The organism is Rhodanobacter sp. FDAARGOS 1247 (assembly GCF_016889805.1).
GTDB lineage: Bacteria > Pseudomonadota > Gammaproteobacteria > Xanthomonadales > Rhodanobacteraceae > Rhodanobacter.
Genome location: NZ_CP069535.1, coordinates 2,762,868 through 2,778,355 on the forward strand (window position 1 = coordinate 2,762,868; position 15,488 = coordinate 2,778,355).

At 68.3% G+C, this 15,488-nt stretch carries 17 protein-coding genes; 7 read left to right on the forward strand and 10 right to left on the reverse strand.

Going from position 1 to position 15,488, the window contains the following annotated elements; translation table 11 throughout:
* Positions 1-16 precede the first annotated feature (16 nt).
* From I6J77_RS12650 to I6J77_RS12665, 4 genes are read right to left on the reverse strand one after another with little or no spacing between them, the layout of a single operon-like run.
* Positions 17-1,126 carry an ABC transporter permease gene (locus tag I6J77_RS12650; RefSeq protein WP_204109259.1) on the reverse strand — a complete coding sequence of 370 codons (1,110 nt, stop codon included), beginning with the start codon at positions 1,124-1,126 and terminating at the stop codon, positions 17-19.
* Complete coding sequence (locus I6J77_RS12655) at positions 1,123-2,055, reverse strand: ABC transporter ATP-binding protein (RefSeq protein WP_204111483.1); 933 nt, start codon at positions 2,053-2,055, stop codon at positions 1,123-1,125. The genes I6J77_RS12650 and I6J77_RS12655 overlap by 4 nt, the downstream gene beginning before the upstream one ends.
* Positions 2,056-2,078: 23 nt before the next feature.
* On the reverse strand, positions 2,079-3,047 hold the full coding sequence (locus tag I6J77_RS12660) for an HlyD family secretion protein (protein WP_204109260.1): 969 nt from the start codon (positions 3,045-3,047) through the stop codon (positions 2,079-2,081).
* Positions 3,044-3,718 carry a TetR/AcrR family transcriptional regulator gene (locus tag I6J77_RS12665; protein WP_204109261.1) on the reverse strand — a complete coding sequence of 225 codons (675 nt, stop codon included), beginning with the start codon at positions 3,716-3,718 and terminating at the stop codon, positions 3,044-3,046. The genes I6J77_RS12660 and I6J77_RS12665 overlap by 4 nt, the downstream gene beginning before the upstream one ends.
* Before the next feature lie 100 nt (positions 3,719-3,818).
* On the opposite strand from I6J77_RS12665, the gene I6J77_RS12670 reads away from it, so the two are divergent.
* The 6 genes from I6J77_RS12670 (at position 3,819) to I6J77_RS12695 (ending at position 9,320) form a co-directional block, all read left to right on the forward strand.
* A complete protein-coding gene (locus I6J77_RS12670) occupies positions 3,819-4,799 on the forward strand; it encodes a PhoH family protein (protein ID WP_204109262.1) in 981 nt (326 codons plus the stop codon).
* Positions 4,796-5,257: an rRNA maturation RNase YbeY gene (ybeY, locus tag I6J77_RS12675; RefSeq protein ID WP_204109263.1), complete on the forward strand. Its 462-nt coding sequence runs from the start codon at positions 4,796-4,798 to the stop codon at positions 5,255-5,257. The genes I6J77_RS12670 and ybeY overlap by 4 nt, the downstream gene beginning before the upstream one ends.
* A gap of 216 nt (positions 5,258-5,473) precedes the next feature.
* Positions 5,474-6,313, forward strand: a complete 840-nt coding sequence (locus I6J77_RS12680; protein ID WP_056717322.1) for an HlyC/CorC family transporter — start codon at positions 5,474-5,476, stop codon at positions 6,311-6,313.
* A gap of 75 nt (positions 6,314-6,388) precedes the next feature.
* Positions 6,389-7,591: a DUF4105 domain-containing protein gene (locus I6J77_RS12685; RefSeq protein ID WP_204109264.1), complete on the forward strand. Its 1,203-nt coding sequence runs from the start codon at positions 6,389-6,391 to the stop codon at positions 7,589-7,591.
* A 33-nt stretch (positions 7,592-7,624) separates the two neighbouring features.
* Entirely contained in the window at positions 7,625-8,653 is a 1,029-nt protein-coding gene (locus I6J77_RS12690; protein WP_082542796.1) for a magnesium and cobalt transport protein CorA, read from the forward strand.
* Positions 8,654-8,738: 85 nt separating this feature from the next.
* Positions 8,739-9,320 carry an NUDIX hydrolase gene (locus tag I6J77_RS12695; protein WP_204111484.1) on the forward strand — a complete coding sequence of 194 codons (582 nt, stop codon included), beginning with the start codon at positions 8,739-8,741 and terminating at the stop codon, positions 9,318-9,320.
* 10 nt (positions 9,321-9,330) lie between these two features.
* Here I6J77_RS12695 and I6J77_RS12700 read toward each other — a convergent pair whose 3' ends face one another.
* The 6 genes from I6J77_RS12700 to rsmD all read right to left on the reverse strand — a co-directional run bounded on the left by I6J77_RS12700 (position 9,331) and on the right by rsmD (position 14,261).
* The gene (locus I6J77_RS12700; protein ID WP_056767058.1) at positions 9,331-10,380 is read right to left on the reverse strand and encodes a TMEM43 family protein; all 1,050 of its coding nucleotides are present in this window, start codon (positions 10,378-10,380) and stop codon (positions 9,331-9,333) included.
* Positions 10,381-10,481: 101 nt separating this feature from the next.
* Complete coding sequence (gene ggt / locus I6J77_RS12705) at positions 10,482-12,200, reverse strand: gamma-glutamyltransferase (protein WP_204109265.1); 1,719 nt, start codon at positions 12,198-12,200, stop codon at positions 10,482-10,484.
* On the reverse strand, positions 12,197-12,457 hold the full coding sequence (locus tag I6J77_RS12710) for a YfhL family 4Fe-4S dicluster ferredoxin (protein ID WP_007807941.1): 261 nt from the start codon (positions 12,455-12,457) through the stop codon (positions 12,197-12,199). The genes ggt and I6J77_RS12710 overlap by 4 nt, the downstream gene beginning before the upstream one ends.
* Positions 12,458-12,602: 145 nt before the next feature.
* Entirely contained in the window at positions 12,603-13,106 is a 504-nt protein-coding gene (locus tag I6J77_RS12715; protein ID WP_204109266.1) for a hypothetical protein, read from the reverse strand.
* Entirely contained in the window at positions 13,099-13,650 is a 552-nt protein-coding gene (gene coaD, locus I6J77_RS12720) for a pantetheine-phosphate adenylyltransferase (protein ID WP_007807937.1), read from the reverse strand. The genes I6J77_RS12715 and coaD overlap by 8 nt, the downstream gene beginning before the upstream one ends.
* A 29-nt stretch (positions 13,651-13,679) precedes the next feature.
* Positions 13,680-14,261: a 16S rRNA (guanine(966)-N(2))-methyltransferase RsmD gene (gene rsmD, locus I6J77_RS12725; RefSeq protein WP_204109267.1), complete on the reverse strand. Its 582-nt coding sequence runs from the start codon at positions 14,259-14,261 to the stop codon at positions 13,680-13,682.
* Between the two features lie 89 nt (positions 14,262-14,350).
* Between rsmD and ftsY the strand changes: the two genes are divergently transcribed.
* Positions 14,351-15,487, forward strand: a complete 1,137-nt coding sequence (ftsY, locus tag I6J77_RS12730; protein ID WP_204109268.1) for a signal recognition particle-docking protein FtsY — start codon at positions 14,351-14,353, stop codon at positions 15,485-15,487.
* The last annotated feature ends 1 nt before the right edge of the window (position 15,488 follow it).

A 15,488-nucleotide genomic window follows, 5' to 3' on the forward strand; every position in this document is an offset into this window, starting at 1 on the left:
CGGGCGACGAAGCGGCTCAATCCAGCCGTTTGCGGAAACGCAGGATCGCCAGCGTCATCATCACCAGGGTAAACGTCGCCAGCGCGAGCACGTCGCCCCACATCTCCCACAGCCCCGCCCCGCGCAACATCACGCCGCGGATCAGGCGCAGGAAATGGGTCAGCGGCAGCAGCTCGGCGATCCACTGCACCAGCTTCGGCATGCCGGCGAACGGAAACATGAAGCCGGACAGCAGGATCGACGGCAGGAACACGAAGATCATCATCTGCATCGCCTGGAACTGCGACTGCGCGCGGGTGGAGATCAGCAGGCCCAGGGTGAGGTTGGCCAGGATCAGCAGGCCCGACGCCAGGTACACGTCGAGCACGCTGCCGCGGATCGGCACGTCGAACAGCCACATGCCCAGCGCCAGCACCACGCTGGTCTGCACCAGGCCGATCGCCACGTACGGCAACACCTTGCCGATCATCAGCTCGGAACGGGTCAGCGGCGTGGCGATCAGCAATTCCATGTTGCCGCGCTCGCGTTCGCGCACGATCGCGATGGCGGTGAACAGCACCATCGTCATGGTCAGGATCACGCCGATCAGGCCCGGCACGATGTTGACCGCCGAGCGGCGCTGCGGGTTGTAGAACGCGACCACGCTGATCCGTCCGCCCGCCGGCGTGCTGGTCATCGGCGCACGCGTATCCGGCATGGCACTGTCGATCGGCACCTGCGCCAGTTGCGCGGCGGCGCCCTGCACCGCCGTGTCGCTGCCGTCGACCAGCACCTGCGCCAGCTCGCGGCCATCGATGCGGCGGCGCTCGAAATCCGGCGGCACCACGATGCCGATGCTGATGTCGCCGCCCCGGATCATCGCCATCAATTCCTGCGGCGTGTCCGCTTTCGCGACCGGCGCGACCACGCCGGTGGCCAGCATGTCCATCACCAGCGCACGCGAGCCGGCGGTGTTGGCCTGGTCGGCGATGCCGGTGGCCAGCCCGCGCAGGTTGGTGTTGATCGCGTAGCCGAACAGCACCAGCTGGATCACCGGGATGCCCACGATCATCGCCAGCGTGACACGGTCGCGGCGCATCTGGCGCAGTTCCTTGATCACGATCGCCCACAGCCGGCGCCAGTTCATGCGGTGCGCTCCTCGTCCGCGTCGCCCTTGCGCGTGGCGGCGACGAACACGTCTTCGAGATTGGGCGGCGCCGGCGCCACCTCGGCCTTCGATCCGGCCGTCGCCAGCGCCTTGTCCATGCGTTGCGTCGCGTCGCCGGCGTCTTCGGCGATCAGCACGCGCAAGGTGTTGCCGACCTGGGCCACTCCGAGCACGCCCGGCACGTCGACCAGCGCGCGCTGGGCCGCCCGCGGGTCGGCCGTGTCGACGACGAAGGTGCGTCCGTCCAGCTCGGTGGTGAGTTCGCCCGGCGTGCCGTCGGCGACCAGCGCGCCGCGGTCGAGGATCGCCAGCCGGTGGCAGCGTTCGGCCTCGTCCATCAGGTGGGTGGACACCAGCATGGTGGTGCCGATGTCGGCCAGCTCGAACAACTTTTCCCAGAAGTCGCGGCGCGATTCCGGATCGACCGCGCTGGTCGGCTCGTCCAGGAACAGCAGTTCCGGCTCGTGGATCACCGCGCACGCCAGCGCCAGGCGCTGCTTCTGGCCACCGCTCATGCTGCCGGCAAGCTGCTGCTGGCGGTCGCCGAAATGGTATTGCTCGATCAGCTCGTCGATGCGGCCCTTCGTTTTCGCCTTCGGCACGCCCTGGATCGCGGCCAGGAATTCCAGGTTCTCGCGCACGCTGAGGTCCTCGAAAAGCGAGAACTTCTGCGTCATGTAGCCGATGTGCGGGCGCAGTTCGTCGGCCTGCGCGGGGATCTTCAGGCCGAGCACCTCGATCTCGCCGTCGGTCGGCGTCAGCAGGCCGCACAGCATGCGGATCGTGGTCGACTTGCCCGAACCGTTCGGGCCGAGGAAGCCATAAACACGCTTCGCCGGCACTTCGAGGTCGACGTGATCGACCGCGACCAGCTTGCCGAAGCGCCTGGTCAGGCCGCGGGCGCGGATCGCTACGCTGTCGGCATCGGTGGTCACTTGCTGGACTCGCGAAATTCGACGCGCACCGGTAGACCGGCGGGGAGCTGGGCCGCATCCGCACCCAGCGTCACTTCGGCCAGATAGCTCAGCCGCGCCGCGTCGTCGCCGATCAGCGCGTAGTAGGGTGTGAAGTCCGGCTCGCTGCGGATCATCCGCACCTTGCCGGCATACGGCTGTTCGCGGCCGGTCACGAATACCCGGATCGCGTCGCCGACGTGCACGCCGGCGCGCTGCTGCACTGGCACGTAGATGCGCGCATACGGCGCATCGCCGGCCAGCAGGATCGCCACCGGCGCACCCACCGGCGCCTGGTCGCCGAGCTTGTACGGCAGGCTGTCGATCCGCCCGGCGCGCGGCGCCACGACCGCGAGTTTGCCCAGCAACACCTGCTGCGCATCGACTTGCGCCTGCGCCGCCGCCACCGCAGCCTGCGCCTGCGCGAGCTGCTCGGGGCGCGTGCCGTGCAGCAGTTCGTCCAGCGCCGCGCGCGAGGCGGCCACCTGACCGTCGGCGTTGCCGGCCGCGGCGCGGGCGCGATCGAGGTCGGCCGCGGCCACGTAGTTCTGGCCCTTCAGCGGCAGCAGGCGGTTGTAGTACGCGCGGGCTTCGCGCGACTGGGCCTGCGCCGCCGCCAGGTTCGCCCGCGCCTTGGCGATGTCCTCGCTGCGCGGGCCGGTCTGGAGTTCGGCCAGTACCTCGCGCTGCTGCTGCAGCTGGGCCTCGGCGGATGCGAGCTGGGCGCGGGTGTGCGCGGGGTCCAATTGCAGCAGCGGCTGACCCGTCTTGACCTGCTCGCCCTCGCGTACGTCGACCGCCACGATGCGTTCGGCGGCTGGTGCCGGCAGCGTGATGCGGTCGAATTCGAGCGTGCCCAGCGCCTGCGGCGCCTGTTTCCCGCAAGCGGCGGTGATGACGAGCAGCAAGGCCGCCAGCGAGCGGCAAATCACGGCTGCGATCTTCATGCGGTTTCTCCCGGTTCTGCCGCGCCAATACCGTGTCCGAGCAAGGCCAGTGTGTGCCTGAGCATGACCTCGGCCCCCAGCTCTTCGGCGCCGAACGCGCGTCGCCAGATCGGCGCACCCGCGGCGGGAAACAGGGTGAGTCCGACCAGCGAGACGACCAGCAGGCGCGGGTCCAGCGCCGCATTCAGCCGTCCATCCGCCTGCGCCGCCGCGAAGCGTTGCGCCAGCAACTGCGGCACGCCCGGCACGGCCTGGGTGAACAGCACGTCGCGCAGCGCGCCGCCTTCGCACAGCACCTCGCGCACCCACAGCGGCGGCAGCCACGGATGGTGCACGACCAGTTCGCCGATGCCGCGCACGAAACCCTCGATCAGTGCGGCCGGGTCGTCCCCGGCATGTTCAAGTTGCGTGCGCAGCGGCGCCAGCGCCGGCAGCAGGCGCTCGTCGATCAGCGCCTGCTGCAGTCGCGCCTTGTCGCCGAAGTAGTAATGCAGCATCGCCGGGGTGACGCCGGCCTCGGTGGCGATCGCCCGCAGCGAGGTGGCGGCGATCCCGGTGCGCGCGAACTGGGCGATCGCCGCATCCAGCAGGCGCCGGCGCAGGTCCTGGTCGTCACCGCTGGGTCGCCCGGCACGGCGACCCGCTTTTGCGCGCTTGTTCGAGGTGGCCATGCGCGTAAATTAATTCATCAATTAATTATTTGCAAATTGCCTGTCATGCGGGCTTTCGGCAATGGCCCTTCCGCCAGCGGCGCGCTACTCTCGCGCCCCTATGAGCGAACTCAACCAGCGCGACTTCACCCTCGACCCCGAAGACAACGCCCGCCTCGCCAACCTGTGCGGGCCGTTCGACGAGCACCTGCGCCAGATCGAACTGCGCCTCGGCGTGGAGATCAACCACCGCGGCAGCATCTTCCAGGTGATCGGCGCGAACGACCCGGCCAAGGCCACCGAAAAAGTGCTGCGTGCGCTGTATGCCAGCACCGAGGACGAGGCGCTGACCGGCGCGAAGATCAACCTGCACCTGGCCGAATCCGGCGTCGACGCGATCGCCGAAGCGGACGCCGGGGAAGCGCAGGAAGTGGTGATCAAGGTCAAGCGCGGCGTGATCAAGGGCCGCGGCCCGAACCAGGCGCGCTACCTGCACGCGATCGCCAGTCACGACATCAACTTCGGCGTGGGCCCGGCCGGCACCGGCAAGACCTATCTCGCCGTCGCCAGCGCGGTCGAGGCGCTGGAGGCGAACCGGGTGCAGCGGCTGATCCTGGTGCGCCCGGCGGTCGAGGCCGGCGAGAAGCTGGGCTTCCTGCCCGGCGACCTGTCGCAGAAGGTCGACCCCTACCTGCGCCCGCTGTACGACGCGCTGTACGAGATGCTGGGCTTCGAGAAGGTGGCCAAGCTGATCGAGCGCAACGTGATCGAGATCGCGCCGCTGGCCTACATGCGTGGCCGCACCTTGAACGATTCCTACGTGATCCTCGACGAAGCGCAGAACACCACGGTCGAGCAGATGAAGATGTTCCTGACCCGGATCGGCTTCGGCACGGTGGCGGTGATCACCGGCGACGTCACCCAGGTCGACCTGCCGCGCAGCACGCGCTCGGGCCTGCGCCAGGCCATCGAGGTCTTGCGGGGCGTGAACGGCATCAGCTTCACCTTCTTCACCTCGCGCGACGTGGTGCGCCATCCGCTGGTGGCGAAGATCGTGCGGGCGTACGAGGCGTTCGAGCAGAAGGACGAGGGCGGCGAATGAGCGCGCCGGTGATCCTCGCCGTCGGCTACGCCGTACCGCGCGCCGGCCTGCCCGCGTCGGCCAGTTTCCGTCGCTGGGTGGAGGCGGCGTTGCGTGGCGCCAGACGTCGCAAGAACGTCGAGCTGGCGATCCGCATCGTCGACGCCGACGAAGGCCGCACGCTCAATCGCGATTACCGCGGCAAGGATTACGCCACCAACGTGCTGTCGTTCCCCGCCGAACTGCCGCCCGGCATGAACCTGCCGCTGATCGGCGACCTGGCGATCTGCGCGCCGGTGGTGCTGCGCGAGGCCGCCGAACAGGGCAAGGCACCGCGCGACCACTGGGCCCACCTCACCGTCCACGGTGTGCTGCACCTGCTCGGCTACGACCACCTCGTGGACGCCGAAGCCGAGGCGATGGAAGCGCTGGAAACCCGCATCCTGGCCGGCCTCGGCATCGCCGACCCCTACGCCTGACGTGCTTGCTCCCTCCCCTGCAAAGCAGGGGAGGGTCGGGGTGGGGTCCGCTCTTGATCTTCCCCGCCACCCTGAGCACCCCCTCACCTGAAGGACTCCCTCCGGTCGCCAACCTCCTCCTGCACACAGGGGGAGGAGCAACAGTGCCCTGAACCATCGCGATTTTTCCGCTAGAATCGGGCTTCCGCCCGTTTTCGGGCAGAATCCCAACGAGTGATGAGCGACGACCCCGGCAGTACCAGCGGCCCGGCCCACCGAACCTGGTGGGATCGACTGGGCCACATGTTTTCCGGCGAGCCACGCAACCGCGACGAACTGATCGAGGAATTGCGCTCCGCCCAGACCAACGGACTGCTGTCCGTGAACACCCTCACCATGGTCGAGGGTGCGATCAAGGTCACCGAACTCAGCGTTGACGACGTGATGGTGCCGCGCGCGCAGATCGTGATGCTGGCGGCCGAGTCACCGCTGCCCGACATCCTCGCCGCCGTGGTCGAATCCGGCCACTCGCGTTTCCCGGTGCACGGCGAGGACAAGGACGAAATCCTCGGCATCCTGCTGGCCAAGGACCTGTTGAAGTATTTCGGCGCCGCCGAACACTTCGACATCCGCGCGATCCTGCGCCCGGCCGTGCTGATCCCCGAATCGATGCGGCTGAACGTGTTGCTGGAAGAATTCCGCCTGAGCCGCAACCACATGGCGCTGGTGGTCAACGAATACGGCGGCGTCGCCGGCCTGGTCACCATCGAGGACGTGCTCGAGCAGATCGTCGGCGAGATCGACGACGAGCACGACGACGAGGAAGAACCGGAGCTGATGCACGAGCAGCCCGGCGGCGACTGGCTGGTCAGCGCCTTGACGCCGATCGAGGATTTCAACGAACAGACCGGCGCCGACTTCTCCGACGAGGAGTACGACACCGTGGGCGGCATGGTCACCTCCGAGTTCGGCCACTTGCCCGAGGTCGGCGAGGAAGTCAGCATCGGCGACTACCTGTTCCACGTTACCGAGGCCGACGATCGACGGGTGCAGGGCTTCCGCGTGGTGCGCCAGTAGACTCCATCACGCCCGCTGCGCGGGGCCGGATCACCGGGCCCGCCGCTCCCGCAGCACCACGACAAGGTTGAACCCATGCGACAAACCGGTCTCGCGTTCCTGCTCCTCGCCCTGTGGCTGGCCATCGCGCCGGCGCATGCCAGCGTGGCCAACGCGCCGGGGGCGAACCTCGAAGTGTCGCTGATCACCTATGGCCCGGGTGAAACCTACTGGGAGCGCTTCGGCCACGATGCCATCGAGGTGCGCGACACGGTTTCCGGCGAAGCGGTCAGCTTCAACTACGGCGTGTTCGACTTCAACGAGGCCAACTTCTTCGTCAACTTTGCCCGCGGCCGCATGCACTACCTGATGGATGCGGCGCCGACCAGCCTGGACGAAAGCTATTACGTCGAGGCCGGCCGCTCGATCACTCGCCAGCCGCTGGCGCTCGACGCGAACCAGGCCGCTGCGCTGCGCGACTTCCTGTTGTGGAACCTGCGCCCGGAGAACGCGGGCTACAACTACGACTACTACGCGGACAACTGCACCACCCGCGTGCGCGATGCGCTGAACCAGGCGCTGGGCGGCATCGTCGCCACGCAGATGAAATCGCGCGCCGGCGGCATGACCTACCGCCAGCAGACCGATCGTCTGATGAGCGGCCAGCCATGGCTGATGCTGGTGCTGGACCTGGGCCTGGGGCCGTATGCCGACCAGCCGCTCGATGCATGGCGGGAAAGCTTCCTGCCCGAAGTGCTGCAGTCGCAACTGCGCGAGGTGAAGGTGGACGACGGCCACGGCGGCCTGCGTCCGCTGGTGATCGGCGAGCAACTGGTTTCGGCAAACCGGCTCGAAGTGCCGCCGACCGTGCCGCCCGACCTGCGCCTGCCCCTGGCGCTGGCCGGGCTGTTGCTGGCGGCGCTGCTGGTGCTGGGCCGTCGCCACTGGCCCACCGGCTACGCCCTGCTAGGCACGATCTACCTCGTTGCCGCGGGCCTGGTCGGCATCGTGCTGCTGGCGCTGTGGACGCTGACCAGCCATCACTCGGCCTGGGCCAACGCCAACCTGCTGCTGTTCAATCCGCTGGCCTTCCTGTTGCTGCCGACGCTGTGGCGCGCGCGCCGCGGCCTGGCGGCCTCGCGTTTCATCGATGGCATGATCGCGATCCAGCTGCTGGCCTGCATGGTCGCGGTGCTGCTGCACCTGCTGCCCGGCACCGTGCAGCAGAACCAGCCGTGGCTGCTGTTTGCGCTGCCGGCCTGGCTCGCCCTGGCCTGGAGCCTGCGCCACCGCCGCTGATCCGCGTTGCCCCACCCGCGGACGGGGGGCATCATGCACGGCATGAATCCGACTTCGCCTCCAGCAGACTCCGTGGCGCGCACCGACCAGCCCATGGTGGTGAACTGCATCGCCTATCGCCAGGACGGCAGCCGCATCGGCGACGTCACGCTGGATGCGATCAGCGATGTACTGGCCGAACCGGACACCTTCGTCTGGGTCGGCCTGCACGAACCGGACGAAGCCCTGCTGCTGAAGATCCAGGACGAATTCGGCCTGCACGACTTGGCCATCGAAGACGCCCATGCCGCGCATCAGCGCACCAAGATCGAGGCCTATGGCGACTCGCTGTTCCTGGTGGTGCAGACCGCCCAGCTGATCGATGGCCAGCTGGCGTTCGGCGAAACGCACATCTTCTTCGGCCCGCGTTACCTGGTCACCGTGCGCCACGGGGCCTCGCTGTCGTATGCGCCGGCCCGGCGCACCTGCGAACACACCCCCGAGCTGCTGGCCAACGGCCCCAGCTACGGACTCTACGGCGTGCTCGACTTCATCGTCGACAACCTGCTGCCGATCGTGCGCGACTTCCGCGAAGAGGTGCAGCAGCTGGAGCACGACATCTTCGGCGAGACCTTCAAGAGCAGCACGATCCGCCGCCTGTACGACATGCAGCGCGACCTGATGACGCTGCGGCTGGCAGTGGCGCCGCTGCAGGACATCGTGCAACAGCTGATCCGGCTGTACCCGAACCTGATCCCCGAGGAACTGCGCGCCTATTTCCGCGACGTCTACGACCACGCCTTCCGCGTAAACGAGGCGATCAGCGCGATGCGCGAAATGCTCACCGCGGCGATCAACGTCAACCTGTCGCTGGTCAGCCTGCGCCAGAACGAGGTGATGAAGAAGCTCGCCGGCTGGGCCGCGATGCTCGCCGCACCCACCCTGCTCACCAGCTGGTACGGCATGAACTTCACCCACATGCCCGAACTCAGCCGCCCGTGGGCGTACCCGGCGATGATCGTGCTGATGGGCTGCATCGTGGGCGGCATCTACGTGGGGCTGAAACGCGCACGCTGGCTGTAGCGGTCGGTCGCGAACCGGCAGGCTGTTGTCGATCCGGCGCCGAACCGCCAACATGACGCGAGCTTCCAGCATGGCGCCGCGACTGATGACCCACCCCACCGACCGCATCCCCGCCGACGCCAGCGCGCCGGTGGAAACCCTCTACGAGGGACGCTGGCTGAGCCTGCGCAAGCGCGGCCGCTGGGAGTATGCCGAGCGCAACAATCCCGGCGGCGCGGTGATCATCCTGGCCGTGACGCCCGAGGACAAGGTGCTGTTCGTCGAGCAGTACCGCGTGTCGATCCTGCAGAACACCATCGAGATGCCGGCGGGCCTGGTCGGCGACCTGCCCGGCCAGGACGACGAGGACATCCTGCTGGCGGCGCAGCGCGAGCTGGAGGAAGAAACCGGCTATCGCTGCGAACGCGTGGAATTCATCCACCAGGGGCCGTCGTCCTCGGGCATGAGCACCGAGATGATCGCGTTCGCCCGCGCCCGGGATCTGCACAGGGTCGGCCCCGGTGGCGGCGACGAAAGCGAGAACATCGTGGTGCACGAGGTACCGCGCAGCGTAGCGGGCGCATGGCTGTTTGCCCGCGCCGCGGAAGGCTATTCCATCGATCCCAAGCTGTTCGCGGGGCTGTGGTTCATCGAACACGGCGGACAGCCCGGGGCCACCGGCGCCTGAGCGGCAACCTTCAGTCGCGCCCCGACCCCAACAGCGGCCCGCGCAAACGCCAGACCGCAACGCCCAGGCCCACCAGCGACACCGCCAGCCAGCCGCCCATCGCCTGCGTATCGCCCAGCCAGAGCACGGCGGCCACCACGCCCACCACCAGCACGCCCAGGCTCAGCGCCAGCAGCGGATCGCGCTGCTCGCGATGGGCCGACAACAGCGCGAACGCACCCAGCGACGCCAGCAGCACGGAAAGGATCCGCCAAGTCCAGATGAACTCCGGCGGCACCGGCAGGTCCGGAAAGATGTCCAGCACCGGCACGTCGCCCAGCTGCACCACGTACCCCTTGCCGTCGGCCGCGTCGGCGGCCGCCTCCAGCCGGTCGCCATCGATGCGCCCGACCACGGTCAGCTGCTGCAGCGGCACCTCGTTCCAGCTCACCCGCACATCGCCAAGCCGCGGATCGCCGGGGTGCGCGCTGGTGACCAGGTAGTTCTGGTACCGCGAGAAGCTGGCCGCGAGATTTTCCGGCAGCACGGTGGCGTCGGGTGTCACCTGGACGATGCCGGGCATCGCATGCAGCAGCACCGGGTCCAGCTTGAATCCGCCCAGTTGCACCAGGCCCGCATCGAACTGCTTGCCATCGATCGGGAAGCCGACCGGATTCGCGTGCCCCTTCGGCTCGACGAAGTGACCGGCGTCGAGCAGGTGATCGACCCAGTCCAGCTCGTAGTGCACGCTGTCGCCCACCCGGATCTCGCGCCACTGGAACATCTCCACGTGACGCACCAGCACCGGCGTGCTCACCCGCAGGTTGAAGTCCGGATCATGCGGCGCCTCGACCACCCGCGGCGTGCCGACCAGGCGGGCCATGGTGCCGTGCTGGCCGGCTTCCGGCCGAGCGTTCTCGCCCAGGTCGATCACCTCGCCGCCATGTGCGCTGGCGGCGACCCGGTAATCCTGCAGGCCACGCGCCGTGGTCGCCATCAGTCCGATGCCCGCGAACACCAGCAGCGCGCCGACGACGTTCAACGCCAGCGCACGCAGCGAAATCCCCTTGCGCAAATCCATCAACCTGCTCCGATCGTGCCCGGCGGCAAAATGCCCGCGGCCATGACCGCATCATGCAGCATTCGGGGAAAGTAGCGAATCCGGCAGCGCTGCATGTCGTTTCACTGCACCTTGCCCAGCCCCGACGGCCGGCGCGGATCGCTGGCGGCGTCGAGCTGGTTGGCCTTGCGGTCCCAGGTCACCACGTTCATGAAACCCCAGGGTTCGCGGGGCTTCAGCGTGTAGCCCATCTTCGTCAGCGCATCGCTGGTCGCGGCATCGAACACGCCCGCCTCGACATTCACCACGTCCGGCAGGTACTGGTGATGGAAGCGCTTGTGCGCGGCGATCTGCCGTGCGCTCTCGCCGTCGATGAAGTGCAGGATGCCCTCGAGCACCTGGGTGATGATGGTGGAGCCGCCGGGCGAGCCGATCACCGCGGTGCGGTCGGCGCCGATCACGATGCTGGGCGACATCGACGACAGCATGCGCTTGCCGCCGACCGGCGCATTCGCCTTGCTGCCCAGCAGGCCGTAGACGTTCGGCTTGTTCGGCACCAGCGCGAAGTCGTCCATCTCGTCGTTGAGCAGCACGCCGGTGCCTTCGGCGACGAAGCTCGAACCCATCGTGTAGTTCACCGTGGAGGTCACCGCCGCCATGTTGCCGTCGGCGTCGATGATCGAGAAATGGGTGGTGTGCATGCCCGGCTCGGCCGCCTCGGCGCGCGGCAGCATCGACGACGGCGTGGCCTTGTCCGGCAGGATGCTCTGGCGCAGGCCGTCGGCATAGAACGGCGACAGCAGCATGTCCAGCGGCATCTTCACGAAATCCGGGTCGCCCAGGTAATCGTTGTGGTCGCGGAACGCACGGCGCATCGCCTCGATGACGTAGTGCGTGCGCGTGGCGGCGTCCATCTTCGTCAGGTCGTAACCGGACAGGATGTTGAGGATCTCGGCGATCGCCACGCCACCGGACGAGGGCGGCGGCGCGGTGACGATCCGGTAGCCGCGGTAGTCGACCGTGATCGGCGTGCGCTCCTTCGCCCGGTAGCTGGCCAGGTCAGCCAGCGTCCAGTTGCCGCCGGCCGCGCGCACCGCGGCGACCAGTTTCTGCGCCGTCTCGCCGTGATAGAAACCCTGGTCGCCGTGGCTGGCGATCAGCTCCAGCGTGCGCGCCTGGTGCGGGTCCTTCCAGATCGCGCCCGCTGCCGGCGGCTTGCCGCCCGGCAGGTATTTCGCGGCCGACGCGGGCCAGCGCTGCAGGTCCTTCTGCATGCCGGCGATGGCTTCGCGCAGGCGCTCGTCCGGCTCGAAACCCTCGCGCGCGATGCGGATGGCCGGCGCCAGCGACTGCTTCAGCGGCAGCCGCCCATAACGCTTCGCGATCAGCACCAGTCCGGCCGGCTCGCCCGGGATGCCGGCCGACAGCGGTCCCTTCAGCGCGGTGTCGCGATTGGGGCTGCCGTCGGGGTTGAGGTAGTCCTGCGCATCCACCGCCGCCGGCGCGGTTTCGCGCGCGTCGATGAAAACGTTGTGGCCATCGCTGGCCCGGTGCAGCACCGCCATGAAGCCGCCACCGATGCCGGAGCTTTCCGGTTCCACGATCGACAGCGTGGCCGCCACCGCCACGGCGGCGTCGAACGCATTGCCGCCCCTGGCCAGCACTTCGAGGCCCGCCTCGGTGGCGTGGAAATTCGCGCTGGCGATCGCCGCGTGTCCCGGGGCCCGGGTCGAGGCGTGGCCGCTTGCGGCCTTTGCCGGTGCGCCGTCGGCAGCGAACGCGCCGCCTGCGACCAGCAGCAGGCCCAGCGCCGCCGCCCGCCAGTTCATCGCCAGGCTCATGCCGCGGACTCCCTGGCCATCAGGTGCCGGTATTTCAGTTCGAGTTGCTGCGGTGATTCGACGTGATCCGGGTCGCTGATGATGCATTCGACCGGACACACCACCACGCATTGCGGTTCATCGTGATGGCCCACGCACTCGGTGCACAGTGCCGGATCGATCACGTAGAACTCTTCGCCCAGCGAGATCGCCTTGTTCGGGCAAGCCGGCTCGCAGACGTCGCAATTGACGCAGGTGTCGAGAATTTTCAGGGACATGGCTGGATATTACAGGCCGGGTTGCGACGCCGTGGAAAGCGTCCGGGCCGCCGGTGCAATCACGGCGGGCAGTCACCCGGCGCCCGCGCAGGTCGCGGGGCGACGGTTCATCCCGCCGCGCCGGAAACCGGCGCGGCGGTCGTGCTTACATCGCGACGAAACGGACCGTGGCGCCGGTCGGCTTCAGCACGTCGTCGACGCGCTGCTGGTCGGCGGTGTCACCGATGAACAGCACGATCACGTCCTTGAACGAACCGGGCTTGGCATCCTTGAATGCCGCGATCACCAGGTCGGCGGTCTTGGCCGAATCCGGGCCGGCGAACACCAGCATGTTGCCCGGCAGCACGCCGCGCGCGACGGTGTCCTGCACGTTCGACAGTTGGCGGCCACGACCGGCCACGGCTTCCTCGGAATCACCGGCCGGCACCAGGTACGGGTACGGACGGTCGGCCTTCATGCCCTGCATGTTGTTCTGCACGATCTGGCCGAGGTAGGCATTCCACGCCTTGGTGTCGTTCGGATCGGTCGGCTTGGTTGCCTGCTGGCTGGACTGCTGGTCGGCCTGCTGGGCTTCTTCGTGCTTGCCGCAGGCGCTCAGGGCCAGGCTGGCGGTCAGCGCGAGGGCAGCAATGAGAGCGAACTTACGCATGGTTATCACCTTCTGTTTCGGGTTGCTTGTTGGAGCCGGCGCGGCTCTTCTGCCAGCGCTGCCGCATGGCCTGTTGTACCGCCGGATGCACGAAACCGGAAATGTCCCCGCCGAGGCGGCCGATTTCGCGTACCAGCGAGGAGGAAATGAAACTGTATTGCTCGGCCGGCGTCAGGAACAACGTCTCGGCCTGGGGAATCAGGTGCCGGTTCATGCTGGCCAGCTGGAATTCGTATTCGAAATCCGACACCGCGCGCAGGCCGCGGATGATCACGCCGGCGCCAATCTGCTCCACGAAGGTGGCCAGCAGGCAATCGAACCCGCGCACTTCCACGTTGGGCAGGTCGGCCAGCGCCATCCGCGCCAGGGTGATCCGCTCGCCGATGCTGAAGGCCGGCCCCTTGCTGGAGCTGTCGGCCACCGCCACCACCACGCGATCGAACAGCGCCGCGGCACGGGCCACCAGATCGGTATGACCGTTGGTGATCGGATCGAAGGTGCCCGGATACACGGCCAGGCGGGGATTGCCGATGGATTTGCTCACGAGAGGGAAAGTGGCAGTGGTTGTGAGCACTAGCTTAACGGAAGCGCACGCCGATAGAGCGCAAAACGCACCTCGCCGGCATGGCCTTCGCGGTGCAGCTGCCAGGTCGGCGGCAGGTCGGGCACCACGGCACGGGGCGATTCCACGTAGATCCACGCCCGCGCGGCCAGCCAGCCGCCCCGTTCCAGTTGCCCGGCCAGCGCCGCCCACAGGCCCAGCGCAAACGGCGGGTCGAGGAACACCAGGTCGTGGGCCCGGCCGGCCTGCTGCAGGAAGCTGCCGGCGTCGGTGACGTTCACCGGAGCCTGGTCCGCCTTCAGCCGCACCAGGTTCGCCCGCAGCGCCTGCGCCGCGCGGGCATCGCGTTCGACGAACTGCACCGACGCGGCGCCCCGCGAAAGCGCCTCGATCCCCAGCGCGCCGGTGCCCGCGCACAGATCCAGGCAGTCCATGCCCTCGATGACCGGCGCCAGCCAATTGAACAGGGTCTCGCGCACCCGCTCGGCGGTGGGTCGCAACCCCGGCACGTCCGGCACCTCCAGCCGCGAATTGCGCAGGCGGCCGCCGATGATGCGCACCCGTCCCGGGCCGGCCTTGCGTGGCCCGTTCATGCGCTTGCCACGGTGGCGCGCCGCCCCTCAGCGGCCAGTACAGGTTGGAGTGTTAGCATGCCGCCCATTGTCTTTGAATCACGCCCGCAATGCTCAAGTTCTGGAAGAAAAAGCCCGCCGACAAGGACGCGGAAGCGCCGGCCACCATCACGCCGGTGGACGCTGTCGCGCAGGCCAGCGACGCCCCCGCCCTGCGCGAGGCGCTGGCCGAGACACCCTCGCCCGCCGACAACGCCACCGACCACGAACGTTTCCAGGTCCCGGCACCCGCCGCCGATGAGCCCGCCGCCGCACCGGCCAGGCGCAGCTGGCGCGAACGCCTGGCCGGCAGCGTGTTCTCGCGCAGCCTGGGTTCGCTGTTCGTGCGCCATCCGAAGCTCGACGACGACCTGCTGGACGAACTGGAAACCACCCTGATCACCGCCGACGTCGGCATCGAGGCCAGCACCGACCTGGTCGAGAACCTGCGCAAACGCATGCACAAGCGCGAGTTCGCCGACTCCCCCGCGCTGCTGGCCGCCCTGCGCCAGTCGCTGGTCGCCCTGCTCAAGCCGGTCGAGCAGCCGCTGGACGTGGCGCATCGCAAACCGTTCGTGGTGCTGGTGGTGGGCATCAACGGCGCCGGCAAGACCACCACCATCGGCAAGCTGGCCCGCCGCTGGCGCGACGAGGGCCGCGCGGTGATGCTCGCCGCCGGCGACACCTTCCGCGCCGCCGCGGTCGAGCAGCTGAAGACCTGGGGCGAACGCAACCAGGTGCCGGTGATCTCGCAGGGCCAGGATGCCGATTCGGCCAGCGTGATCTTCGATGCCTTGCAGGCGGCGCGTTCGCGCGGCGCCGACGTGCTGGTCGCCGACACCGCCGGCCGCCTGCACACCCAGGGCGGCCTGATGGACGAACTGGGCAAGATCGCCCGCGTGCTGAAGAAGCTCGATGCCGATGCGCCGCACGAGGTGCTGATGGTGATCGACGGCACCACCGGACAGAACGCCGTCAACCAGGTGCGCCAGTTCCGCCAGATCGTGGGCGTCACCGGCCTGGTCGTGACCAAGCTCGACGGCACCGCCAAGGGTGGCGTGGTGTTCGCCCTGGCGCGCGAGTTCGGCCTGCCTATCCGCTACGTGGGCCTGGGTGAAACCGCCACCGACCTGCGCAGTTTCGACGCGGAGGCCTTCGTCGATGGCCTGCTTCCGGCCAGCCTCGGCGAGGTGCCGACGCATGACTGAA

Coding starts and splice junctions, on each gene's coding strand:
- I6J77_RS12665 (WP_204109261.1), bottom strand. CDS start 3,718: ATGGCCACCTCGAACAAGCGCGCAAAAGCGGGTCGCCGTGCCGGGCGA.
- I6J77_RS12715 (WP_204109266.1), bottom strand. CDS start 13,106: ATGCGTAAGTTCGCTCTCATTGCTGCCCTCGCGCTGACCGCCAGCCTG.
- I6J77_RS12650 (WP_204109259.1), bottom strand. CDS start 1,126: ATGAACTGGCGCCGGCTGTGGGCGATCGTGATCAAGGAACTGCGCCAG.
- I6J77_RS12670 (WP_204109262.1), top strand. CDS start 3,819: ATGAGCGAACTCAACCAGCGCGACTTCACCCTCGACCCCGAAGACAAC.
- I6J77_RS12685 (WP_204109264.1), top strand. CDS start 6,389: ATGCGACAAACCGGTCTCGCGTTCCTGCTCCTCGCCCTGTGGCTGGCC.
- I6J77_RS12700 (WP_056767058.1), bottom strand. CDS start 10,380: ATGGATTTGCGCAAGGGGATTTCGCTGCGTGCGCTGGCGTTGAACGTC.
- ggt (WP_204109265.1), bottom strand. CDS start 12,200: ATGAGCCTGGCGATGAACTGGCGGGCGGCGGCGCTGGGCCTGCTGCTG.
- ybeY (WP_204109263.1), top strand. CDS start 4,796: ATGAGCGCGCCGGTGATCCTCGCCGTCGGCTACGCCGTACCGCGCGCC.
- I6J77_RS12680 (WP_056717322.1), top strand. CDS start 5,474: ATGAGCGACGACCCCGGCAGTACCAGCGGCCCGGCCCACCGAACCTGG.
- ftsY (WP_204109268.1), top strand. CDS start 14,351: ATGCTCAAGTTCTGGAAGAAAAAGCCCGCCGACAAGGACGCGGAAGCG.
- I6J77_RS12690 (WP_082542796.1), top strand. CDS start 7,625: ATGCACGGCATGAATCCGACTTCGCCTCCAGCAGACTCCGTGGCGCGC.
- I6J77_RS12710 (WP_007807941.1), bottom strand. CDS start 12,457: ATGTCCCTGAAAATTCTCGACACCTGCGTCAATTGCGACGTCTGCGAG.
- I6J77_RS12660 (WP_204109260.1), bottom strand. CDS start 3,047: ATGAAGATCGCAGCCGTGATTTGCCGCTCGCTGGCGGCCTTGCTGCTC.
- I6J77_RS12695 (WP_204111484.1), top strand. CDS start 8,739: ATGACCCACCCCACCGACCGCATCCCCGCCGACGCCAGCGCGCCGGTG.
- rsmD (WP_204109267.1), bottom strand. CDS start 14,261: ATGAACGGGCCACGCAAGGCCGGCCCGGGACGGGTGCGCATCATCGGC.